Origin of the sequence: Rosenbergiella sp. YN46 (genome assembly GCF_036620675.1) — a bacterium.
In the GTDB taxonomy this organism is placed as follows: Bacteria; Pseudomonadota; Gammaproteobacteria; order Enterobacterales; family Enterobacteriaceae; genus Jejubacter.
The window spans coordinates 1-23,802 of record NZ_JAZHEE010000038.1 but is presented as its reverse complement, the minus strand read 5'-3'; the positions used below and the strand labels follow the sequence as shown (position 1 = coordinate 23,802).

The window sequence follows — 23,802 nt, the reverse complement described above, 5'->3', positions numbered from 1 at the left end:
GTTCGCACATCTGCAGAGGAATAACCTATGACACTGGCACTGGTGACCGGCGCCAGCCGGGGAATTGGGCGGGCCACCGCGCTGTTGCTGGCCCGTCAGGGATACTGCGTGGCGGTAAACTACCTACGCAATGAAGCGGCGGCCTGTCAGGTGGTCGAAGAGATCGCCGACGCAGGCGGTAGCGCCTTCGCGGTACAGGCCGATATTGCCGACGAGCGGCAGGTGGTGACGATGTTTGAACAGCTGGATCAAAGGGGCCTGCCGCTCAGCGCGCTGGTGAATAACGCCGGGATTTTATTTCGCCAGGCGACGCTTGAACAACTGGATGCCGAACGGATCAACCGGGTGCTGGCGACCAACGTGACCGGCACCTTTCTGTGCTGCCGCGAAGCGGTAAAGCGCATGTCCCACCGCCACGGCGGGGCAGGTGGGGCTATCGTTAATGTCTCTTCCGCGGCGGCGCGGCTGGGAGCCCCCGGGGAGTACGTCGACTATGCCGCCTCTAAAGGAGCCATGGACACCCTGACCACCGGCCTGTCGCTGGAGGTCGCAGGGCAGGGCATTCGGGTCAACGGCGTGCGTCCCGGTTTTATCTATACCGATATGCACGGCGATGGCGGCGAGCCGGGGCGAGTGGATCGGGTTAAGGCGTCGCTGCCGATGCAGCGCGGCGGCCAGCCAGAAGAGGTGGCACAGGCTATCGCATGGCTGCTAAGCGACAGCGCCTCGTATGTTACCGGCAGTTTTATTGAGCTGGCCGGAGGAAAATAGCGCTTTCCTTCAGCGGGGCGCGGGCGCCCCGGTTATGATTAGGCCGTCACGTTAACGTTGCGGCCAATTGCCGGGTTCGATGGTAGTGAAGGCACGGATTCCAGCAGGGTGAGCGCAGTATCGGACTGCGAATTTATGGCTTTTTTGAGCACGGTATTGCCGATTCCGGTGCGTAGCTGCATCTGATCGAGCGTGGCCGACATAGAATCAATCTGAGCGACATCCATAATGGTTTCCTCGTCGTGAACAGAAGTGATAACCGGTCAATACGGCTACCCGTTATCACTATTATCGGGGCGGACTGGATAAAACTTTATCGCTATCAGTCCCCCCGGCGAGGGAATACGTTACGGCATGGGGTAAGGCGTATAAACCCCGGTCAGACTTTCCAGGAATGCGACAATATCATCCACATCCTTCTGGGGTAATGATGTCCCCACCTGATAGCGCAGCATGAGCTTCACGGCTTCATCCAGCGTAGCGACATCACCACGATGGAAGTAAGGAGCGGTCAGCGCTACGTTGCGCAGCGTCGGTACTTTCTGGCGTAGCCGATCGCGCACTTCGTGCGTCACGTTCATCCTGCCCACATCGGCGTCGGTAACTGTCCCGAAGGTGAAATCGCGCTTCAGTCCCAGCGGCTCGAACGAGCGTCCCCCCAGAATTATACCGGTGTGGCAGGTGGCGCATTTGTTGTCTTTAAATAGCTGCCACCCGCGTTTTTGCTGCGTCGTCAGGGCATTATCGTCGCCGCGTAGATAGCGGTCGAACGGAGAGTCCGGCGTGATCAGCGTTTTTTCAAACTCGGCGATGGCATCGGTGATGGTGGCGCCGCTGAGCCCCTGCGGATAAACGGCGCTGAATTCGCGGGTGAAGTTGCTGTCCTGGTTGAGCTTGTCGATAATCTGCTGCCAGGATTCAGAAGCCATCTCAACAGGGTTAAGCGGTGGCCCGCCGGCCTGGGCCCGGAGCGTGGCGGCGCGACCGTCCCAGAACTGTTCGACGTTAAAGATCGCGTTAAAGACGGTAGGTGCGTTGATGGGGCCGACCTGGTTTCTGACCCCGAGCGACGTCTTTCTGCCATCCACGCCGCCCGCGCCCAACTGGTGGCAGTGCGCGCAGGAGATGGAGTTATCACCGGACAGGCGCGGATCGTGATACAGACGAAAACCCAGGGCCACCTTTTTCCCGTCAACCGGCAGCGAACGCGGTACAGGCTGGACTGGTTCATTACGGCGCGACTGCGCCATATCCGGCGTAGCGTAATATTTCAGGCGCTGATCCTTCACCCATTCGAGCATGGTGGCGCGTTCGCTATCGCTGAAACTGCCTGCCCAGTGCAGTGCGGTATAGCGGGTCGGCGGCATGGTCTGATGCTCCATAACCCACTCAATTTTACTGAGATCGGTCTGAGGCGCAGGGCTATCCTCCAGCAGGCTATGCTTAACCGGCTCCAGGCTAAAGGATTTGTAACCCAGCGCCATATCGTATTCCATCAGCTGTCTGGCGATGGGCAGCGAGGCGTAAAACGGCAGGTCGGAAGATATTGTATGGCAGTAGTCGCAGCCCTTTTCACGCATAATCCCCAGTACGCGGTTATTGAGCTTTGAGGCGGATTTCTCCGGCAGTGCTGCGGCGCTGCGCTGTTTGTCGTGCTGCCAGACATAACCCACCAGACCAAAGTAGCAGACGGCGACGACAGCCAACAACCCTGTCCCGATTTTGGTTATTTTTTTCATTGTCCTGTTATCCCTTCAGTGGCAAATAAAGCGCCGTACCGAAAACCGGCAGGATCATAGTGGTGGTCTGCGAAGGGAAGAGGATTGATAAGTATCAAGAAGAATGACTGGTTACGTCTATCGCTGTGATAGCTTTTAGCGAATGAGTAACAGACGTATGGATAACGCCGCGCTCTGGCGGGCGCGGCGCAGGAATTACAGCGTTTCGCCGTTGCTGGATATCACCTGCTGATACCAGTAAAAGCTCTTCTTACGGGAGCGGGACATATCGCCGCTGCCGTCGTCGTGCTTGTTCACGTAGATAAAGCCGTAGCGCTTATCATACTGGCCGGTGGTGAAAGAGACGCAGTCGATACAGCCCCAGGGCGTGTAGCCCATAAGCTCCACGCCATCGTAAGTGACGGCCTTTTTCATCTCCTCCACGTGGGCGCGCAGGTAATCGATACGATAATCATCGTTGATGGTGCCGTCCGCTTCCGGGGTATCCACCGCGCCGAATCCGTTTTCCACGATAAACAGCGGCTTCTGATAGCGTTCCCATAGTTCGCACAGCGCGTAGCGCAGGCCCACAGGATCAATCTGCCAGCCCCAGTCAGAGGCTTTTACATGGGGGTTAGGCACGCTGCCCTGGAAGCCGGAAAGCGCGTCGCCGCTGCCGCCTTCCGCCTGTACGGCATTGGTCATGTAGTAGCTGAAGCCCAGATAGTCGCAGCAGCCTTCACGCAGGATTTGCCCGTCGTCCGGCGTCATCTGAATGTCAAAGCCGCGACGCTGCCATTCGTTCAGGACGTAGGAAGGGTAGTATCCGCGTAGCTGAACGTCGGTAAATACGTAGCGTTCACGCATTGACTCCTGGGCGAACATTACGTCTTCCGGTTTGCAGGAGAACGGATAGAGCGGCACCATAGCCAGCATGCAGCCAATTTTCATCTCTGGATTGATCTGGTGGCCAATCTTCACCGCCATGGCGCTGGCCACAAACTGGTGATGCATCACCTGGTACATGGTCTGTTCCGGATTCTCATGTTCGGTATAGACCACGCCGGAACAGCAGTATCCGAACAGCGGTGCCCGCCAGTTACGCTGGTTATTGATCTCGTTAAAGGTCATCCAGTACTTAACTTTGTGTTGGTAGCGTTCAAACACCACCCGGGCGAAATTCACGAAGAAATCCACCACTTTACGGTTAGTCCAGGCGCCATACTGCTGTACCAGATGCAGCGGCATTTCAAAGTGGGAAAGGGTTACTACCGGCTCGATATTGTATTTCAGCAGCTCATCGAACAGGGCGTCGTAGAACTGCAGACCTTCTTCGTTTGGTTCCTGCTCGTCGCCTTTCGGGAAGATGCGGGTCCAGGCGATAGAGGTGCGGAAGCATTTGAAGCCCATCTCGGCGAACAGCTTGACGTCTTCTTTATAGCGGCCGTAAAAGTCGACGGCTTCGTGGTTGGGGTAGTATTTTCCTGGCTCGACGGACTGAGTGATTTCCCGGGGGATGCCGTGGGCGCCGCCGGTCAGCACATCGCAGATGCTCGGCCCTTTTCCGCCTTTATTCCAGCCGCCTTCCACCTGGTGCGCAGCGACCGCGCCGCCCCACAGGAAGTCTTTCGCAAGGGTCAGTTTTTTCATATTCGCCATTCTCTTTCAGATACCGTAAATATGATTAAATAATAAGGCGATAGAACTGCCTGATTATTGATGTTGAGGCTGAGTCTAACAAAGGAAAATAAAAAGTCACGATATAACAAATAGCAGGGAAAGTGACATGTTACTTATAAAAAACACCCTGTTTTTTTATTCGCTATTTTCTGACCAGGCGGCGGCCAAGCGATTCCAGGATATAGATAACCGGGATCTGGGTGGTGATGTCATAACCGCCGTCCAGACGGGTCTGGGGGATGTGCCACGAGATATTAAAATCGGCCAGCTTCGCCAGCCGTGAACTATTATGGCTGGTGATGGAGAGTACTTTACAATGATGCAGATTGAACTGGCTGGCGAAGCGCAGAATCTCTTCGGTTTCGCCGGATACCGACAGCACGATGGCCAGCGCGTTACGGGCCATATCGCTGGTAATCGGGAAATAAGGATCGTCAATATGATTACTGAATTTTCCCACATTAGAAAAGTAGCGGGCGCCATATTTCGCCATGGCGCCGGAAGTACCCACGCCGACGAAAATAATACGATCGGAAGCAAGAATAATCTCTGCGGCGCGATCGAGCTGGGCATCGAATTCCGCAGTGTTGATACCATTAAAATAGCGGATGATTTCACCAGCGGCGAATATATCCGGCTGTGGGATGTTTTGTTCCAGCCAGAGCTTAAAGCGGATACGGAATTCGGAATAGCCGTCGCAGTTTAGCTTGCGGCAGAAGCGCAGCACCGTAGTGGTGGAAACCCCCGCCGCTTCCGCCAGCTCGCGGATGGTCATGTACATCACCTGGTCGCGATTTTTAATGACAAAGTGGTAGACCGTCATCTCAAGATTATTGAGGCTGGCGATGGCGGCATGGGTGAACATCGACACGGTGGCTATTCCTCTTGCGGCGGCCTTAACGCAGCCAGCCTTTCTGCTTAGCAATCTGAAGCTGGCCTTCCACATAGCGCCACAGCTCGGGCAGCGTGTCGGCCACGTGGGCGTTGCGCTGTATAACCTGCTCCAGCGCAATGTTATTTTCCAGCCAGCTGCGGCCTTCATTATGCAGATTCTGCAACACCGGCAGGATGCGATCCAGGGCGCCGGCAAAACGGGCATCCAGACTTTCACCCGCTTCGTATTCCTGCCAGAGCCGCAGGAATTCGTTCGCCATAGGTTGAGGCATTAATCCGAAAAGACGTTCGGCGGCCCGGGCCTCCTGCTCTTCCACCGCTTCACGGCCCGCCAGGTCGTAAACCAGCACGTCCCCCACATCGATCTCCACGATATCGTGCAGCAACGCCATTTTCACGACCCGACCGATATCGACCCCCTGCGGCGCGAACGGTTGCAGGCTCAGGGCACCCATCGCCAGATGCCAGCTGTGCTCGGCGGAATTTTCGCGGCGGCTGTTGCCGATAAGCCGGGTTCGCCGCTCCACCTGTTTGAGCTTATCCAGCTCCATAAGAAAGGCGATAACCTGGTGCAGGGCATCGGGGGTGAGGGTGGCGGTCATTTCAGGGTCTCCGGTTCGGGGCTACAATGTTCTGATTGTAAAGGAAAATGCGTGGCTACGCGATGTACAGCGCGGGCAGTTACAGGCGGTCACACAATTATTTTGAGCTAACAGTTGTTCGCTGGAATTGTTTGCGGTTATGCTGGGATCGCTAATTTTTTTCGTCATTACCTCCACGGAGTTGCAACTCGTATGGCCCGAAAACCACTGATCGCTCAGGGATACTCGCTGGCTGAGGAGATTGCCAATAGCGTTAGCCACGGTATAGGTCTGGTCTTCGGCGTAGTCGGACTGGTGTTGCTGCTGGTACAGGCGACTGACGCTAACGCCGGCGCGACCGCCATCACCAGCTACAGCCTGTATGGCGGCAGCATGATACTGCTGTTTCTTGCTTCTACGCTCTATCATGCTATTCCTCATGAGCGCGCTAAGCGCTGGCTGAAGAAATTCGACCACTGCGCTATTTATCTGTTGATTGCCGGAACCTATACGCCGTTTCTACTGGTAGGCCTGGATTCCCCACTGGCTCACGGTTTGATGATTGTTATCTGGAGCCTGGCGCTACTGGGGATTCTGTTCAAACTCACCATTGCCCACCGCTTTAAAATACTGTCGGTCATCACCTACCTGGTGATGGGCTGGCTGTCGCTGATAGTGATTTATCAACTGGCCATCAGGCTATCGCCAGGGGGCGTTACACTACTGGCGGTAGGCGGCCTGGTCTATTCGCTGGGCGTTATCTTCTACGTTTGCCGCCGCATTCCTTATAACCACGCCATCTGGCACGGTTTTGTGCTGGGGGGCAGCGTTTGCCACTTTCTGGCGATTTATCTCTATGTCGGTTGATGGCTGCCCCCGGTAAAGGGGGCAGGATTATCACTCTTCATCCAGCGTGTAGGGCAGGGGAGCGATCGCCAGTTCGCCGCCTTCGTCCCCATGAACCCGGAACAGGCTTCCTTCTTCCATATCATTATTCATGACTACCTGTACCAGCAGGCGGCCATCATCCAGACGTACGGCTGCCAGCACGGTACCGGTACGACGCCAGTTTTCGCCCATCTTCAGTTCCATGCTTTCACCGGCTTCCGGCACCCGACCGGCCTGGCCTTCCAACAGCCACAGCGCGCGTTTGTTGGCGCCGCGGAACTTCGCGCGCGCCACCATTTCCTGGCCGGTATAGCAGCCTTTTTTAAAGCTGATGCCGCCCATTACCTGCAGGTTGGTGGCCTGAGGAATAAACTGCTCGCTGTTGGCGCTGTCGATAACCGGCAGGCCGCCTTCGATGTTCAGCGCCAGCCACTGGTCACTATTGTTAAGCTGGGCTTCGCCGCGTAGCGCTTCCGTCAGCCGCTCGGCTCCGGCAACGTCGGTGACGACCAGGAAACGCTCCGCAGGCCACGGCAGCCACATCAGTTGGGTCGCCCCATCGTTAACCAGCGGCGTGTCGGCATCCGGAAGCTGGTCAAACAGGTTGGCCAGTGCTGAACGTGCCTGGAAGCCGGCCACGCCCAGCAGCACGGCTTCGTCGTCCGCTTCAATGGTCACTTTAGAGAAGACCGCGTATTTCTTCAGCGCGGCGAGCTGTGCATCGCGCACGCTACGACGTTCAATAAAAGCAAAGCCGCCATTGCGACGAAGCAGGCGCAGATTGCTCCACATTTTTCCTTTAGGATCGCAGTGCGCTACCAGTAAGTGCTGGTTTTCCGTCATCAGGGAGACATCCGCAGTGACCTGCCCCTGCAGATACTTTTCGCTGTCCGGCCCGGTAACGGTCGCCAGGCCCCAGTCGTCAAGGGTCATCAGCGTAAGGGGCAGGCGTGCGCTGGCGCCGGGTTGACGGGGAGGAAACGGATTGAAAGCCATAGCAAAGTCCCAAAGTTGACTCGTGATGAATATCACCTAATGGTAAAAGAGCCGCCTGCCAATGCAAGCGCTTTGATAGCGCGATTTGTGCCGTTTGCAGAAACAACGATCCAGGGCGCAACGTGATGTAAAAACAGACGTCCCGATGAAATATTTCACGGAAATTCAGCGCAGGGTGCAACATTCAGTAATGGAAATTGCAAAAAAACAGTTACACTAGCTGCCGTCACCCAACTGTCTGTTAAGCAGGTAAGAGAGTATGGATATCAATAATAAAGCCCGAATCCACTGGGCTTGTCGCCGCGGCATGCGTGAACTGGATATCTCCATCATGCCCTTCTTTGAATACGAATACGACACCCTCAGCGATACCGACAAACAGCTGTTCGTTCGCCTGCTGGAGTGTGATGATCCTGACCTTTTCAACTGGTTGATGAATCACGGTGAACCCGCGGATGCGGAATTACTGCGTATGGTACGGTTGATTCAGCAGCGGAACCGGGAACGTGGTCCTGTGGCAATGTGATCTTCGGGTTTCCTGGCAGGCGCAGTGGCTCTCTTTGCTGGCGCACGGAATAGCTGCGATCGCCATTCTGCTCCTGCCATGGCCTTTGAGCTATATGCCGGTCTGGCTACTGTTGATAGCTCTGGTGGTGTTTGACTGCGTGCGTAGTCAGCGACGCATTCACGCCCGTCAGGGCGAACTGGTGCTGCTTGACGATGACCGCCTTAAGTGGCAAGGCAGAGCCTGGGCGCTTTCTGGCAGTCCACTGTCGCTACCCGGCGGCATGCTGCTGCGGCTTAAGTGCCCGGAAACCCGGAAGCGCCAACTGCTATGGCTGGCGTCGGATTGTCTGCGGGAAGAAGAGTGGCGCAGTCTGCGCCGTCTGTTGCGCTCCCGCCGTTCGCGGAACGATTAATGTGCAGGAGGCGGGCGGAGCGTTCGCCGCTGCTCAATCAGGCGAGCCGTTCCGCTATCTCCCCCAGAATCTGCTCGCACCAGGCCTGGATGCGTTCATCACTCAGGTCATACTGATTGGTTTCATCCAGCGCCAGCCCCACAAACAGCTGGCCGTCGGCGATAATGGGCTTAGGGCTGGTAAATTCATAGCCTTCGGTCGGCCAGTAGCCAATGAAATCCACCCCTTTAGGGGCCAGCTTGTCATGCAGCATACCCAGCGCGTCCAGGAACCATTCCCCGTAGCCCAGCTGATCGCCCATGCCATACAGGGCCACAATTTTGCCCTGCAGATTCAGGCTATCAAGCTGGCCCCAGATGGCCTCCCAGTCCTCCTGAATTTCACCAAAGTCCCAGGTAGGAATGCCGAGGATCAGCACATCGTACTGCTCCATTAGCGCCGGAGCGTCGTCCTTCAGATTATGCAGGGTAACCAGTTCAGGGCCGATGACATCGCGGATTTTTTCCGCCGCCATTTCGGTATAGCAGGTGCTGGAGCCGTAAAAAAGGCCGATATTCATAGCGATGACTACTCAGTTATTCAACGTACCTGAGCGCCAGTGTATCAGATTCTGTCAGTGATGATTTATCCTTCAGCCGACTCAGCCACGAACCTGCATAGCGCTTAAATTTGGGTATAATGCAGGTCTGCGTATAAAAGAGAGCCAAAAGTGGAACAGGATTTAGCCCGTATTGAACAGTTTCTCGACGCGCTCTGGCTGGAGCGCAGTCTGGCGGAGAATACGCTCAGCGCCTATCGTCGCGATCTGAAAACGGTGGTCGCCTGGCTGCATCATCAGGGAAGCGATTTGCAGAGCGCTGGCGCGCCGGAGCTCCAGGCGTTGCTGGCCGAACGGGTGGAAGGCGGCTACAAGGCCACCAGCTCTGCCCGTCTGCTAAGCGCGCTGCGCCGCCTGTTTCAGTATCTCTATCGCGAAAAATTACGTTCGGACGATCCCAGCGCGCTGCTTTCGTCGCCGAAACTTCCCCAGCGTTTACCCAAAGATTTGAGCGAAGCACAGGTGGAACGTCTGCTTCAGGCGCCGCTGGTGGATAATCCGCTGGAGCTGCGTGACAAAGCGATGCTGGAGCTGCTTTACGCGACCGGCCTGCGGGTTTCTGAACTGGTTGGCCTACAGCTTAGCGACGTCAGCCTGCGCCAGGGCGTGGTTCGGGTAATAGGTAAGGGCAATAAGGAACGCCTGGTGCCGCTGGGCGAAGAGTCGGTATGGTGGCTGGAAAATTATCTGACCCACGGCCGCCCCTGGCTGTTAAACGGCCAGACCAGCGACGTGCTGTTTCCCAGCCAGCGCGGGCGTCAGATGACGCGCCAGACTTTCTGGCACCGAATTAAACATTATGCCACGCTGGCGGGAATCGACGGTGATAAGCTATCGCCTCATGTGCTGCGCCATGCGTTCGCGACCCACCTGCTTAATCACGGGGCGGATTTACGCGTGGTACAGATGCTGCTGGGGCACAGCGATCTCTCCACCACCCAGATTTATACTCATGTGGCGACCGAGCGTTTACGTCAGCTGCATCAACAGCACCACCCGCGGGCGTGAGTGCTCCAACACGACAAAGGATTATTGATGAAAAAAGGTTTTGTTCTCTTTTCGCTGCTGGCGGCAAGCGTAGCCGGCACCGCCCACGCCGATGACGCCGCCATTAAACAGACCCTGAGCAAGCTGGGTATGGGGCAGGCGGATATCAAGGATGCGCCGGTGGCCGGCCTGAAAACCATATTAACCAACAGTGGCGTGCTCTATATCACCGAAGACGGTAAACACCTGCTACAGGGACCGCTCTATGATGTGAGCGGAGGTCAGCCGGTTAACGTGACCAATAAAATGCTGATGGGCAAGCTGAACACCCTGAGTAAAGAGATGATCGTCTATAAGGCGCCGAAAGAGCAGTATGTGATAACGGTGTTCACCGATATCACCTGCGGCTACTGCCGCAAGCTGCATGAAGAGATGAGCGACTATAACGCGCTGGGCATTACGGTGCGCTATCTCGCCTTCCCGCGTCAGGGGCCCCAGAGTCAGGCCGAACGCGATATGAAGAGCATCTGGTGCGCCAGCGATCCGCGTAAGGCCTTTGACAGCGCGATGAAAGGCGGAAAAGCGGCTTCCGCCAGCTGTGATATTGACCTGACTCAGCATTACGCACTGGGCGTTCAGTTTGGGGTTCAGGGCACGCCGGCGATGGTGTTGAGCGACGGCACGCTGATTCCGGGATACCAGGGGCCGAAAGAGCTGAAGGCGTTCCTGGATCAGCACAAGAAGCTGACGGCGGGCGGGCAGTAACGGGTGAAACAGCAAACGCAACTTCGGCGCCGGGAGCCGGATGCTTCTATTGTTTTCCCGGCGCAGGTACCGCCGTTGCTGCAGCGGCTATACGCCAGCCGCGGCGTGCGCAGTATGGCGGATCTGGAACGTAGCGCGAAGGGGCTGCTGCCATGGCAGCAGCTTAACGGTATGGCGCAGGCGGTAAAACTGCTGCATCAGGCGCTCACCGATAATCTGCATATTGTGGTGGTGGGGGACTTCGACGCCGATGGCGCTACCAGTACCGCTCTGAGCGTTCTTGCGCTGCGTGCGTTTGGCGGCAAACGGGTAAGTTACCTGGTGCCGAATCGTTTTGAAGATGGTTACGGCCTGAGCCCGGAGGTTGTGGATCAGGCTCACGCCCGCGGCGCGCAGATGATAGTGACCGTGGATAACGGCATTTCATCCCATAGCGGCGTGGCTCGGGCTCACGAGCTGGGGCTGCCGGTGCTGGTGACCGATCACCACCTGCCGGGCGATATTCTGCCAGCGGCTGACGCCATTATTAACCCTAACCTGGCGGACTGCGACTTCCCGTCGAAATCGCTGGCGGGGGTGGGTGTCGCCTTTTATCTGATGCTGGCGCTGCGTGCACACCTGCGCGATTGCGGCTGGTTTGAACAGCAGAGGGTGGCGATCCCCAATCTGGCGGAATATCTCGATCTGGTGGCGCTGGGAACCGTGGCGGATGTGGTGCCGCTCGACGCCAATAACCGAATTCTGACCTGGCAGGGGTTGAGCCGTATTCGCGCCGGGCACTGTCGTCCGGGCATTCGCGCGCTGCTGGAGGTGGCGAACCGCGATCCTAAGCGCCTGAATGCCAGCGATCTGGGGTTCGCTCTGGGGCCGCGCCTGAACGCCGCTGGCCGACTGGACGATATGTCAGTCGGTGTGGCATTGCTGATGAGCGATAGTCTGGGCGAAGCCCGGATGCTGGCCAACGAGCTGGACGGGCTGAATCAGACCCGTAAAGAGATAGAGCAGGGGATGCAGGCCGAGGCCATGGCGCTGTGTGAATCCCTGAGCCGAAACAGTGATTCGCTGCCCGCCGGGCTGGCGCTCTATCATCAGGAATGGCATCAGGGGGTGGTGGGGATACTGGCCTCCAGAATCAAAGAGCGTTTCCACCGCCCGGTTATTGCATTCGCGCCTGCGGGCGACGGCACTCTGAAAGGTTCCGGTCGTTCGGTACAGGGACTGCATATGCGTGATGCCCTGGAACGTCTGGATACCCTGCATCCAGGTCTGATGATGAAGTTTGGCGGCCACGCCATGGCGGCAGGTCTGTCGCTGGAAGAAGCCCGCTTCGAGGAGTTTCGCGAACGCTTTGCGGCACTGGTCAGTGAATGGATCGATCCGGCGATGCTCCAGGGCGAAGTCTGGAGCGACGGCCCGCTCTCTTCGCAGGAGATGACGCTGGAAATGGCGGAGCTGCTGCGCGATGCCGGTCCCTGGGGGCAGATGTTTCCGGAGCCGTTGTTCGACGGAAAATTTCGCCTGCTCTCGCAGCGCATCGTTGGCGAACGCCACCTGAAAGTGATGGTGGAACCGGTTGGCGGCGGCCCGCTGCTGGACGGTATCGCGTTTAACGTCGATACCGCCCTCTGGCCGGATAACGGCGTGCGTGAAGTGATACTGGCCTATAAACTTGATGTTAACGAGTTCCGCGGTAATCGCTCGGTACAGTTGCTTATCGATACGCTCTGGCCGTTGTGAGGGAGTGCTCCATCGGCGCGACGGAACTATAAAAGCCGCGCCGAATCCGGTAGACTTGCTCCCTTATTTCTGAACACTTTTCACTAAAAAGATTGACGACCCATGTTTGAAATTAATCCGGTAAAAAACCGCATCCAGGACCTCAGTGAACGTGCCGACGTTCTTAGGGGGTATCTTTGACTACGATGCCAGAAAAGAGCGTCTTGAAGAAGTAAACGCCGAGCTGGAACAGCCAGACGTCTGGAACGAACCCGAACGCGCCCAGGCTCTGGGTAAAGAGCGCTCTTCTCTGGAGGCGGTCGTTGAGACCCTTGACCAGATGAGTCAGGGCCTGGAAGACGTGGAAGGTCTGCTGGAGCTGGCCGTTGAGGCAGAAGATGAAGAGACCTTCAACGAAGCCGTCGCCGAACTGGATCAGCTGGAAGTTAAACTCGGTCAGCTGGAGTTCCGCCGTATGTTTTCTGGAGAATACGACGGCGCCGACTGCTATCTGGATATCCAGGCCGGCTCTGGCGGCACCGAAGCCCAGGACTGGGCCAGCATGCTGCTGCGCATGTATCTGCGTTGGGCGGAAGATAAAGGCTTTAAGACCGAAATCATTGAAGAGTCGGAAGGCGAGGTCGCCGGTATTAAATCTGCGACTATCCGCATCGCTGGTGATTATGCCTACGGCTGGCTGCGCACCGAAACCGGAGTTCACCGCCTGGTACGTAAGAGCCCGTTCGACTCCGGCGGCCGCCGCCATACCTCATTCAGCTCCGCGTTTGTCTACCCGGAAGTGGATGACGATATCGATATCGAAATTAACCCGGCCGATCTGCGTATCGACGTTTACCGTGCCTCTGGCGCAGGCGGCCAGCACGTTAACCGTACTGAATCGGCGGTGCGTATCACCCATATCCCCACGGGGCTGGTGACGCAGTGCCAGAACGATCGCTCGCAGCACAAGAACAAAGACCAGGCCATGAAGCAGATGAAAGCGAAGCTTTATGAGCTGGAAATGCAGAAAAAGAATGCTGAAAAACAGGCGATGGAAGACACCAAGTCTGATATCGGCTGGGGGAGCCAGATTCGCTCCTACGTGCTGGACGATTCGCGCATTAAGGATCTGCGTACCGGTGTCGAGACGCGCAACACCCAGGCGGTGCTGGACGGCTCTCTGGATAAATTTATTGAAGCAAGTTTGAAAGCGGGGTTATAAAAACCACTATGTCAGAACAACAGCCTCAGGGCACTGAAGCGGCGGCCGAGCTTAATAACGAACTACAAAACCGTCGTGAGAAGCTGGCTACTCTGCGCGGTCAGGGCGTGGCTTTTCCTAACGATTTCCGCCGTGACCACACTTCCGATGAGCTGCATCGAGACTACGACGAAAAACAGAACGAAGAGCTGGAAGCGCTGAACATCGAAGTGAGCCTGGCCGGGCGCATGATGACCCGCCGCATCATGGGTAAAGCCTCTTTCGTTACGCTGCAGGATATGGGCGGCCGCATTCAGCTTTATGTGGCGCGCGACTCCCTGGCCGAAGGCGTTTATAACGAGCAGTTCAAAAAGTGGGATCTGGGCGATATTATCGCCGCTCGCGGTAAGCTGTTTAAAACCAAAACCGGCGAACTTTCCATCCATTGCAGCGAATTGCGCCTGCTGACCAAAGCCCTGCGTCCGTTGCCGGATAAATTCCACGGTCTGGCGGATCAGGAAACCCGCTACCGCCAGCGCTATCTGGATCTGATCGCTAACGAAGAGTCACGCCAGACCTTCCGCGTTCGTTCTCAGATCCTGTCCGGCATTCGCCAGTTCATGGTGGATCGTGGCTTTATGGAAGTGGAAACCCCGATGATGCAGGTGATTCCGGGCGGTGCTTCCGCGCGTCCGTTTGTGACTCACCATAATGCGCTGGATATCGATATGTACCTGCGTATCGCGCCAGAGCTGTACCTTAAGCGTCTGGTGGTCGGCGGCTTCGAGCGGGTGTTTGAAATCAACCGTAACTTCCGTAACGAGGGCGTTTCCGTGCGCCATAACCCTGAGTTCACCATGATGGAACTCTATATGGCCTACGCGGATTACAAAGATCTGATTGAGCTGACCGAATCGCTGTTCCGCCAGCTGGCGCAGGATGTACTGGGCACCACTCAGGTGGTTTACGGCGAGGAAACCTTCGATTTCGGTAAGCCGTTCGAGAAGCTGACCATGCGCGAAGCCATCAAGAAGTATCGTCCGGAAACGGAGATGGCCGATCTCGATGATTTCGATAAAGCGAAAGCGATTGCCGAAAGCATTGGCATCAAGGTGGAGAAGAGCTGGGGCCTGGGCCGCACTGTGACCGAGATCTTCGAAGAGGTGGCGGAAAGCCATCTGATTCAGCCGACCTTTATCACCGAATATCCGGCGGAAGTCTCTCCGCTGGCGCGCCGTAACGACCAGAATCCGGAAATCACCGACCGCTTTGAGTTTTTCATCGGCGGCCGTGAAATCGGCAACGGCTTCTCGGAGCTGAATGACGCGGAAGATCAGGCGCAGCGCTTTGCCGACCAGGTCGCGGCGAAGGATGCGGGCGACGATGAAGCGATGTTCTTTGATGAAGATTACGTCACCGCGCTGGAGCATGGCCTGCCGCCGACTGCCGGTCTGGGCATCGGTATTGACCGTATGGTGATGCTGTTTACCAACAGCCACACCATCCGCGATGTCATCCTGTTCCCGGCGATGCGCCCGCAGAAGTAATGCATTGATATAACGTGCGCAAACGCCTTCCCAATGTGGAGGGCGTTTTTGTTTCTGGCTGCGGGCGATGCTAATATAGCGGTCGTTTAAGATTCAGGCCGAGAGGACGAGATTTGAGCAGGGGACGCCCGCTAACCACCCGACTTTTCAGTATGCTGTGCTTGTGCCTCAGCCTGCTGCTGACCGCCTGTTCTTCGAATAAATCCCTGCCGGAGCAGGGCAGCTACAGCGGCCAAACCTGGACGGTGAAACGCGGTGATACTCTGTGGCGCATTGCCTACAGCAGCGGCAGCAGCGTGAAAGAGCTGGCCCGCCTGAATAATCTTGCCCCCCCTTATACCCTGGCTGTTGGACAAAAGCTGCGCCTGAAAGGCGGTGCCGTGGCGTCGAAAGCCACCCGTACCGCTAAAACCTCGTCCCGTAAAACCTCCAGCGGCGCTGTGGCGAAGGCTACGCCGCCGCCGGCAGGCTCGCGCTGCTGGCGCTGGCCAGCCCAGGGCAAAGTGATACTGCCGTTCTCCAGCGCCCAGGGAGGGAATAAAGGTATCGATATCGGCGGCCAGCGCGGCGCGCCTGTCTATGCCGCAGGAGCTGGTAAAGTGGTCTATGCCGGTAACCGCCTGCGCGGATACGGTAATCTGATTCTGCTCAAGCATGGCGAAGACTACATTACCGCTTATGGCCATAATGAACGCATTCTGGTAACAGAGGGCCAGCAGGTGAAAGCCGGGCAGCAGATCGCCACTATGGGCAGCAGCGGCGCCAGCCAGGTGGGACTGCATTTTCAGATCCGCTATCGTGCCACCGCCATCGACCCTCAGCGCTATCTGCCGCCTTCGTGCTGACCTGCGCTTAAAATACCAGCACTTAACGGAACAGGGGGTTGCCAGAGGAAAGGGAAGGTCTATAATGCGTTACGCACTCCCGATGCGGGCGTAGTTCAATGGTAGAACGAGAGCTTCCCAAGCTCTATACGAGGGTTCGATTCCCTTCGCCCGCTCCAGCCCTTTAAAAGCCTTGTAACTCAATGAGTTAGCTCTAAGGTAATGTGACCAAAGTACCGCTATTTACCCTGATAGTTGCCGCGATTTGTTGAACGGTGAATAGGGAGTTTAGCAAAGCGCTGGCGGTCGTTCCACTGGTCATACCGCGATAGCCCAACATGAACTGAAAGCCGCACATCCGGCATGATTCCCTGAAACTTACAGCGAGGCACATTTTGCCCGATGCTCCCTTATGCCACACGTCGAGATGACGTTGCAGGGAATAAACAGGTTTATGGTGATTTCGTACCTGCAAACGATATGCAGGCTCTGTCTCCGTTTGGCTCACGGTTCCTTAGCGATACACGAGCGCCCTGATAAGCCACGTTGTAATGACATAACCCCGGATGATGTCGCGCCGCTCCGCTTGATGTTGTATCACCAATCGGGCATTAGGTTTGTTATGCCTAAAATCAGGGAGAATGGGGCAAGGCTGGAGAGATCCAGCCTTGGCGGTCATCTCACTTTCTTGAAGATAAGCAAGGCCAAAACAAGGCAAATGGCGCTACCGACAAATGCAGTAATTAAGAGGTTATCCGCTGACCGCGATAAGTCATCTATGATCGCTTCACATAAACGGGCTTCCATCTGACCTGTTGAAGGGGGGCCGTTGTATTTCCGGGTTAGTCCAAAATCAAGCACTGGTATCATCAAGGCGATAGAGTAGATGGCGAATACTAAAGCAATGCCTCCCCATCGAAGGATAGCCTTTGTCCTATTCGTCAATGTCATACGAACCACCTAAAACGCCGCCAATCGTGCCACCAGAATAACCCGAAGATGATCCAATCGCTGACGCACTGTTAGCAAGCCCTTCCTCCACTTGTCCTGTGAGGCTTTCAGAGTTCAGCTTGAAGTGTTCTATGTTCGGATACTGTTCTCTAAATGCGTTGGTAACTTCCATAACGTTCATTGAGGACAGATCGCCGCTCTTCTCCATCAAGTAACGCTGCAAAGATACGGGAATAGTGAAATCTTCTTCATTGTCGATACGAAGTTGCGTTGTTGTTGATGTGTAACTGGTATCGAAGATTTTAGTCCCTGCTTCTCTGATCACTTGCACTGTGTGGGTTGTGCAGTTGCTACCAGTTAGATCATAAACGTCAATCACCTTTCCGCGCCGTTTGGTACGATCTCCCATCGCATCCGTGAAAACTGGTGTTTTACCGGAGTTCCATAGAGATTCAAAAATCCTGCGGGTTTCCTCAGGTGTAACGTCATCGATCTGGAATACTCTCGCTTGGTATTTGTAGAGTTCTTCGCGGTAGTAAAGACGAGCATCATCGCCAGTTAGGAAGTTAAGAATCCCATCACCCGTTAATGTAGCGGGGCCTTTCCTACCAAAGCGCCCGTAGGTGTATACGTAGATCGAGTTATTTTCATGCACCGAAACGAAAGCGTGTCCTGCATCGGTGATTTCTGTCCAGATGTAAACGCCGTTCAATAGATGGTTATCTTCTGGCTTGCAGGTGTCAGCAAAGCTGTTTTGCTTCTTCGCTACTTGTGCGTGCTGCTCTGGTTCTTGTACTGAATCAGGTGCGGCTTTTGCTGCCGCTGATGTGGATGTTGCTCGCACCGGAGTTTGATAAGGGCCATGTTTCATAAAAGTATGGGTGGCGATGAAAAAAGCCTTGCATGGGCAGGTTGAACGGCTATAGATCGTACTCGCGGCTAACTGCCCGTGAATGTACTCTCCAGGGTATCCACCTGCCACGCTGTAAATACCAGGGTGTTTACCGCAGGATACCTGGCAGCCTACTGTTGCCTGTCTGTTTAGATTCGGGCCAATCTGCTTCCCTTTCGGGTGTCCGGTTAGTACTGATCCCCCGCATGTTGTTTTATCGCCTTTCACAACCCAAAAGCCTGTAGCCATTTTTTGAAACCCTTATTTTTAGAGTGCCGCAGGAGTGAGAAAATCGGCTGGCATTGCAGGGCTATTGTCTAACTGGCACAGGAGAGCATAATCTTGTGGGGTGCTGATGATCACATCACCGTTATCAAGCTGACTTCCTACGAGAGCATAAGAAAGGCCGTTGCCGTTTGTATTGACTGACCCTGACCCGTTGATGATTTTTGCGCGTGTTCCGTCAGGATAAACAACGTAATCACCCACCATTGCCCGGTTAACCTCGCTCCCGTCTTCAAGAGTAAATGAGTCGTTGGCGCTGGCTTTCTCAATTTTCCCACCGTTTTGGGTGAGCGATCCAGTAGTGGCAAAACGCCAAATTGCCATTAAAGAACGGTCTTTCATTTCTTCAACATGGGATCTGAAAATCTGGCGTTGTTCTTCGTCCGCGTTTGCCAGTTGCTCTGCGCTAAATGGATTCTTGAACGATGCGAGCACGGATGGGGTAAGTTCATTGGTGTATTGCTTCATAAGTCCCTCTACTTGCTATGGAAATAATTTCAGTGGCTATTTTACAAACAATGACCACATGAGCAACAAGTATTAGACTTAAGCGAAATTACGTTTTGTAACAACCAGTAAAGGGGGGGGGGGTAGTCCTCCTCGAATGTCCCGGTGTATTTGTACTAGTTAGAAGAGCTGGGCATTACTGCCTCTGTAAATTACAGCGATGAAACACCCACCCCAAGCGGCTCTCAGGGACTTGTGCGCATGAAGTAATGCGGTTGTACTGGGGATGTGCGCACAACCCTCTACAAGCCGCATTCTACCGTTAGCCTGTAGCTAAATCCCCGGCTTGAAAAATTGAATGTTTGTACGTGGGCCTGCCTCAACTTCAATGGCCCCCAATTCCCCCGTATGGCCTGCCGCGCTGGCTGGCTTACCTTTATTTGCTGGGATGCTTGCCTTTCATGCTCTGTCTGGCTGTGTATTGCTGTAACGCGCTGTAAGCCATTCTAAGCGATTCTGTGTAATGGGTAGTGTGGATTGGGTAGGGTTGGGGTATCGTGCTGTCTACGTGGCTGTGATTGGCTGTATGGCTGTCTGTGTGGCTATGGTCATGGGGCGTTGCATTCCGTGATGCTGTTTCTGCTGCGGGCTGTGTCTGTCTCATTCGGGTATACCGGATTGGGATGCGCTGTCAGAGTCGCAATCAAATTAATTTAATACCCTGTTGACTAGACATTTGAGGTGTGATCTCATCCGTGTCTCGATGTGATACTTCGTTGCGACTTGGAGGGGAGTCATGATTAATGTCCGTCTGTACGCGAGGGCATCTACCGCAGAACAGCACGCCGACCGTGCCGTTCCTGCGCTGGAGTCTTTCGCTAATGAGCGGGGCTGGGCTACTGTTGCGCGATACATTGAGAACGCCAGCGGTGCGCGACTGGAGCGCCCGGAACTGATGCGCCTGCTGGATGATGCGGATGCTGGCGATGTCCTGCTTATCGAAAGCATTGACAGGCTAAGTCGTCTTACACAAAAGGAGTGGGCGACCCTGAAACAGAGGATTCAGGACAAGGGGTTGGTTATCGTTGCCGTTGACCTGCCGACTTCATGGCAGTTGCTGAACGAAACCGCGTCAGAGCTAACCAGCGGCATCCTGAGAGCCGTTAATGCAATGCTGATTGATATCCTCGCTACAATGGCTCGCGTGGACTACGAAACGCGACGGGAGCGTCAGCGACAGGGCATTGAACGAGCCAAAGCTGAGGGGCTTTATCGTGGGAGTCAGAAGGATACCGCCGCCCGTGTGACCGTCAGAGAAATGCTGGCGCAGGGCGTGAAACCGGAGCGCATCATGAAAGCAGCCGGGATAAGCCGGGCGACGTTCTACCGCATCAAGCGCGAGCTTGCCGCCAGCGCCGAAGGGTGATGCTGTTCGATGCCATGAGGCGATCTGTGCGCCTCTCTGCGGGGGTTTGAGCTGTTGGGTGTGGGATTCCCGCCCTAAGTGATTTATCGCCTCAGAGATCGTTATGCTGCGTCTGGGGCTGTGCTACTGCTGCCGGATGGGATTGCCGGGTGATGGTGTCTGAATGACCTACAGCCGAATGAGGCGCTACAACTGGCCTTTGCTGTCCTGTGGGTGATGAATGACCTACATTATTTACAGTCATTTCAAATGGTTATGTTTTTGATATTGAATTATGTGTATGATTTATATTGATTTTCGTTCTACTCGACTGCGGAAGGTGGCCGAAGACGCTGGCGGGGCTTCAGCCATGCCCAAGGATGAGGGCACCTTCTGACTGCGAGAGCTACGCTTGAGAAGTTCCGGGGTGAGGGCGGAGAGGGGATCTACAGCTAATAGGTTACATCCTCGGTCAGTGCTGAGTGCGTCACTGGGCTATGTTAACGATTTTTACTCCTAACCAATTATGTCTACACCCCCTTCTCTCCTTTACCCCCGCGCTGTGCTTCTTGCAGTGCTCCAGCCCGCTCCATCGCCTTTGGCTCATTCCCGGACTTCGCCCGCTGCGATGCTCGGTCCTCCACGCAATCGTGCTTGCCGGACTGGCAACCCGACGGGTGTAGTAATAGTGACCCGTACCTAAGTAATTCTGGATAATTAATAGTGCTGTATTTTATTCGGTAGTAATATTTCGGTATTAAATATGTAGCTTGTGTAGTTCATTCTAATTCAGCTCTTATATATTCTTTTTATCTGTATGTAGTATCTTCTATATCTCTTATCTGTATTCTGAATATTTTCTCTATCATTGTTCATCGTCTCTCACTCTCCGCCTGTCGTCGGTTCCTTCGTTCCTCTTCACCGCAAGGCTTATCGTTCTCTTTGTTCACTGCCTTGCTCGCTTACAGCATACCATCCTGTGGATACTATACTGTAATACATACTTTCATAATTACTCTTTAAATACAGTTGCTTATAATTATGGTGCTGAGGCTGATTTGTCGGAAGTTAATCGATTGAAAATTAATCATAATTCGGTATTGGTTCAAGCGAGTAAATAAAATGATCAATTATTTTAGAATGTCGGAATTGACATTCTTTGTTTTTGTTGGGGGACATAATCCGAAGCTGAATATAATCCCGCAGAACTTACACGTAGAGCAGGCCAACAACAGGTGATTGATGAAATCCGAAGGAAGATTCCGGGGTAACGTTATGAAAGTATCTATTACAGAGGCACAAAACCACACACTCATGCCGACAAATGAAAGTAAGTGCAGTAGAGGCACAAACCCGCTGGCAGCAATCAGATGCGCAGCCTTGCGGAAACTACCGCCTACTTTTGAAAGTGCATCTAACCAAGGGAAAGGGCGACGCCTGCGCCGACTCCCTTCTGACGAAAACCTTTTCCTGATTCTGGAGCTTTTACCATGCCAACGAACTTACAGCGCCTGCTTGCTCAGGCGGCTGATGCTGACCCCTTGAATACTGAGATTGCGGATGCGCAACAACTGGTTGCTGATGGAATAGTCGTCCCTCACTCGAAGCAGTGTCCGGTTAAACGCCGACCAGTGAAGGCTGCGCTTAACACTGGTTCCGGGGATTATTTTTACAATGCGGATGGCTCTGTTATGTCCTTTCGGGAATGGAAAGAGGCGCACGGTATCGGTCGCAAGCGGCACAAGCGCCGCGCTGACACTGGCACCCGTCAGGTCATCCAGCCCGGTGATGCAATTCACTGCCGACGCGTCGAGATTGAGCAATGGCTGAACAAGAAGCCAGCCCGGTACGCCGAACCGCTGCCACCGAACTTCCCCGGTGTTCGCGTTGGTGATGATGTTTTGAAGCCCCGCGAACATACGGTACGTGAATCGACAACCGGGCATAACGCATTTATCAAAGCCTGCCGCGATTTCCTTATTTGCGATGATGTCACCCTGAGAAGAATCAATTATGCGTTGCTCGGGTACACCAGCCCGGTCTAAGCAGGTAATGAAGTGGCCGCGCAGGGAGTGGAAACACTGGCGCTCTGTGGCCGTTGGTAGCACCCGGCGACGTAAGCGGGTAAATGTCTGCGAATACCACGGCCCTCGTTTACCATCCGCACGTTTAATTTTGTTGGCTTGGGGTAGCAGGTACTCCCCGCTGTTCTGTGCGAGGTATTTATCAACAATGCCAAATATCAGCGAATGGACAGGGACGTACCTTATGCCCGCCTTTGTTTTTGATTTGCTGACGTAGAAGCACCGCACGCCTTCAATTGTGACGATTTCAGTACGTTTGAGACTGGCGATTTCGTCGAGACGCATACCGGAATATAAACCGATTATGATTACGTCTCGTATCTCGCTACCTGCCTCTTTTATTAATGCCTGTAGCTGGTGTGGTTCAAAGGGTTGATAACTTTCATTCGTCTGGCGGGCTTCCAGATTGTGGCCGTGAAAGGGATTATCTGGGGCGATATTGTCATATTTACGCCGAGCGAAGTCATACAGCGTTCCTAAGCAGGTTAGCCAGTTTTGCAGCGTCTGGCGGGAAAACTTATCTTGATTCGCTTCCAGAAAGTCAGAGACGAGACGCCGCCCGATTCCGTTTATAGTAATGGTTGGGCGCTTAATTGAATTAGTGAAGGCCGATACAGCGCGAGCGGATTTACTCAATGTTGAATAAGAGCGTCGAGCTTTGTATTGCTCCGCATATTCTTTACTGACGTCTGTCAATTTGGGTGATGCTGGTTTCCCTCGTTCTGCTGGAGTAGTTACGGGCGCGGTAATGTCGCTGGATATTCCCGCCAGTAAGTGAAGATCTGAAATAGCAGAATGAATCCGGTTAATGGGGTTATCCGGTTTCATCATTAGCTGGAGCTTACGGAACTCTAATAAGTATTGGTCACGGAAAATGCGAGCTTGCACGATGTCCCGCGTGCCTGTCGATTTCTTGAGAGAGCGTCGTCCGCCCCACAAGTGGCGCATGTACACCGGGATATAGATTTGAAAAATGAATATTTCATCCTTGTTTGCATAAAGATAAGAAGTCTTCTTGATTGGCATGGTAATTACCTTGTAATCTACCGCTACCAACTACCGGGATAAGTACCACGATTACTTATTTTGGTTCACAATTCATAGGGTTAGTAAAGAGGGTTCGATTCCCTTCGCCCGCTCCAATGATTTTTTACGCTTAGATTAAGCTGAAAATCCTTATATTTCCAGTGGTTAGAAAAGGCGGTTCTGGCTCTGAGGTGAACCCTCTTACGTTCTACCCTGACGACTACCGCGATTTGTTGAATAGTGATCAGGGCGTTTAACAAAGCGCTGGCGGTCGTTCTACGGTCATACCCCGATAGTTCAATATGAACCCTATGCCACACCAGGGCTCTAAAATCTCCCTAAAACCCCAGGCTTACCCACACTTAGCGCGGTGTCCCATAATGCTACACGTCGATATGGGCTCAGTAATACCGGGGCGGGGTCAGTCCAGATACACAATTTAAATTACTGTCTCAAATAATACAAAAAAATAGCCTTATTTTTTCTTGGATAACCAACAATGTCGAAATTAACTACGTATAATGCCGGTCATCTCCAAAAATAACCCCTTGTAGTGGCATAGTTAATCTGGCCACCTGAACAGAGGTGATATCATCGCCTCATAGACAAAAACAGGTGACATTATG

20 protein-coding genes, 1 tRNA gene and 2 pseudogenes are annotated in these 23,802 nt (G+C 54.3%); 13 read left to right on the top strand and 10 right to left on the bottom strand.

Annotation, left to right across the window (positions count from 1 at the left end):
- Positions 1–27 precede the first annotated feature (27 nt).
- Positions 28–771 carry an SDR family oxidoreductase gene (locus V3W49_RS19320; RefSeq protein WP_500147654.1) on the top strand — a complete coding sequence of 248 codons (744 nt, stop codon included), beginning with the start codon at positions 28–30 and terminating at the stop codon, positions 769–771.
- 38 nt (positions 772–809) lie between these two features.
- On the opposite strand, the gene V3W49_RS19315 is transcribed toward V3W49_RS19320, so the two are convergent.
- The 5 genes from V3W49_RS19315 to V3W49_RS19295 all read right to left on the bottom strand — a co-directional run bounded on the left by V3W49_RS19315 (position 810) and on the right by V3W49_RS19295 (position 5,665).
- The gene (locus V3W49_RS19315; protein WP_500147653.1) at positions 810–998 is read right to left on the bottom strand and encodes a putative motility protein; all 189 of its coding nucleotides are present in this window, start codon (positions 996–998) and stop codon (positions 810–812) included.
- 120 nt (positions 999–1,118) lie between these two features.
- Positions 1,119–2,510 carry a cytochrome c peroxidase gene (locus V3W49_RS19310; RefSeq protein ID WP_500147652.1) on the bottom strand — a complete coding sequence of 464 codons (1,392 nt, stop codon included), beginning with the start codon at positions 2,508–2,510 and terminating at the stop codon, positions 1,119–1,121.
- A gap of 195 nt (positions 2,511–2,705) precedes the next feature.
- On the bottom strand, positions 2,706–4,139 hold the full coding sequence (locus tag V3W49_RS19305; RefSeq protein ID WP_500147651.1) for a 6-phospho-beta-glucosidase: 1,434 nt from the start codon (positions 4,137–4,139) through the stop codon (positions 2,706–2,708).
- A gap of 172 nt (positions 4,140–4,311) precedes the next feature.
- Complete coding sequence (locus V3W49_RS19300; RefSeq protein WP_500147669.1) at positions 4,312–5,034, bottom strand: MurR/RpiR family transcriptional regulator; 723 nt, start codon at positions 5,032–5,034, stop codon at positions 4,312–4,314.
- A 31-nt stretch (positions 5,035–5,065) separates the two neighbouring features.
- Positions 5,066–5,665 carry an HD domain-containing protein gene (locus V3W49_RS19295; protein ID WP_500147650.1) on the bottom strand — a complete coding sequence of 200 codons (600 nt, stop codon included), beginning with the start codon at positions 5,663–5,665 and terminating at the stop codon, positions 5,066–5,068.
- 192 nt (positions 5,666–5,857) lie between these two features.
- On the opposite strand from V3W49_RS19295, the gene trhA reads away from it, so the two are divergent.
- Complete coding sequence (trhA, locus tag V3W49_RS19290; protein WP_500147649.1) at positions 5,858–6,511, top strand: PAQR family membrane homeostasis protein TrhA; 654 nt, start codon at positions 5,858–5,860, stop codon at positions 6,509–6,511.
- A gap of 30 nt (positions 6,512–6,541) precedes the next feature.
- Here the strand turns inward: trhA and ygfZ are convergent, their stop codons facing one another.
- Positions 6,542–7,528, bottom strand: a complete 987-nt coding sequence (gene ygfZ, locus V3W49_RS19285; protein ID WP_500147648.1) for a tRNA-modifying protein YgfZ — start codon at positions 7,526–7,528, stop codon at positions 6,542–6,544.
- 259 nt (positions 7,529–7,787) lie between these two features.
- Here ygfZ and sdhE point away from each other — a divergent pair, with 259 nt between their 5' ends.
- Both sdhE and V3W49_RS19275 read left to right on the top strand, forming a co-directional pair.
- Positions 7,788–8,054, top strand: a complete 267-nt coding sequence (sdhE, locus tag V3W49_RS19280; protein WP_500147647.1) for an FAD assembly factor SdhE — start codon at positions 7,788–7,790, stop codon at positions 8,052–8,054.
- The gene (locus tag V3W49_RS19275; RefSeq protein WP_500147646.1) at positions 8,035–8,448 is read left to right on the top strand and encodes a protein YgfX; all 414 of its coding nucleotides are present in this window, start codon (positions 8,035–8,037) and stop codon (positions 8,446–8,448) included. Before sdhE ends, V3W49_RS19275 begins: the two co-directional genes overlap by 20 nt.
- 37 nt (positions 8,449–8,485) lie before the next feature.
- On the opposite strand, the gene fldB is transcribed toward V3W49_RS19275, so the two are convergent.
- Positions 8,486–9,007, bottom strand: coding sequence for a flavodoxin FldB (gene fldB / locus V3W49_RS19270; protein ID WP_500147645.1), 522 nt, complete (start codon positions 9,005–9,007; stop codon positions 8,486–8,488).
- Between the two features lie 150 nt (positions 9,008–9,157).
- On the opposite strand from fldB, the gene xerD reads away from it, so the two are divergent.
- From xerD to V3W49_RS19235, 7 genes are all read left to right on the top strand, one after another.
- Positions 9,158–10,054 carry a site-specific tyrosine recombinase XerD gene (gene xerD / locus V3W49_RS19265; protein ID WP_500147644.1) on the top strand — a complete coding sequence of 299 codons (897 nt, stop codon included), beginning with the start codon at positions 9,158–9,160 and terminating at the stop codon, positions 10,052–10,054.
- Between the two features lie 27 nt (positions 10,055–10,081).
- A complete protein-coding gene (dsbC, locus tag V3W49_RS19260) occupies positions 10,082–10,798 on the top strand; it encodes a bifunctional protein-disulfide isomerase/oxidoreductase DsbC (protein ID WP_500147643.1) in 717 nt (238 codons plus the stop codon).
- A gap of 3 nt (positions 10,799–10,801) precedes the next feature.
- A complete protein-coding gene (gene recJ / locus V3W49_RS19255; RefSeq protein ID WP_500147642.1) occupies positions 10,802–12,535 on the top strand; it encodes a single-stranded-DNA-specific exonuclease RecJ in 1,734 nt (577 codons plus the stop codon).
- Positions 12,536–12,637: 102 nt separating this feature from the next.
- Positions 12,638–13,736, top strand: a protein-coding gene (gene prfB / locus V3W49_RS19250; protein WP_500147641.1) for a peptide chain release factor 2 whose coding sequence is annotated in 2 segments (ribosomal slippage) — positions 12,638–12,712 and positions 12,714–13,736 — 1,098 coding nt in all. Because the reading frame shifts where the segments join, the coding sequence is not laid out codon by codon here.
- Between the two features lie 8 nt (positions 13,737–13,744).
- Positions 13,745–15,262 (top strand): lysine--tRNA ligase, encoded by a 1,518-nt coding sequence (lysS, locus tag V3W49_RS19245; RefSeq protein ID WP_500147640.1) that lies wholly within the window; start codon positions 13,745–13,747, stop codon positions 15,260–15,262.
- A gap of 113 nt (positions 15,263–15,375) precedes the next feature.
- Positions 15,376–16,107, top strand: coding sequence for an amidase activator ActS (actS, locus tag V3W49_RS19240; protein ID WP_500147639.1), 732 nt, complete (start codon positions 15,376–15,378; stop codon positions 16,105–16,107).
- Between the two features lie 84 nt (positions 16,108–16,191).
- Positions 16,192–16,265: transfer RNA gene (locus V3W49_RS19235), tRNA-Gly, on the top strand.
- 755 nt (positions 16,266–17,020) lie between these two features.
- Here the strand turns inward: V3W49_RS19235 and V3W49_RS19230 are convergent.
- Both V3W49_RS19230 and V3W49_RS19225 read right to left on the bottom strand, forming a co-directional pair.
- Complete coding sequence (locus tag V3W49_RS19230; protein WP_500147638.1) at positions 17,021–18,178, bottom strand: PAAR domain-containing protein; 1,158 nt, start codon at positions 18,176–18,178, stop codon at positions 17,021–17,023.
- A gap of 18 nt (positions 18,179–18,196) precedes the next feature.
- A complete protein-coding gene (locus V3W49_RS19225) occupies positions 18,197–18,682 on the bottom strand; it encodes a PAAR domain-containing protein (protein WP_500147637.1) in 486 nt (161 codons plus the stop codon).
- A gap of 775 nt (positions 18,683–19,457) precedes the next feature.
- Here V3W49_RS19225 and V3W49_RS19220 point away from each other — a divergent pair.
- Together V3W49_RS19220 and V3W49_RS19215 are read left to right on the top strand one after the other, a co-directional pair.
- On the top strand, positions 19,458–20,087 hold the full coding sequence (locus V3W49_RS19220; protein WP_500147636.1) for a recombinase family protein: 630 nt from the start codon (positions 19,458–19,460) through the stop codon (positions 20,085–20,087).
- A gap of 1,469 nt (positions 20,088–21,556) precedes the next feature.
- Positions 21,557–22,078 (top strand): annotated as a pseudogene (locus tag V3W49_RS19215) (DEAD/DEAH box helicase); the annotation flags it as partial.
- On the opposite strand, the pseudogene V3W49_RS19210 reads toward V3W49_RS19215, so the two are convergent.
- Positions 22,079–23,176, bottom strand: a pseudogene (locus V3W49_RS19210) (tyrosine-type recombinase/integrase); the annotation flags it as partial.
- Positions 23,177–23,802 lie beyond the last annotated feature (626 nt).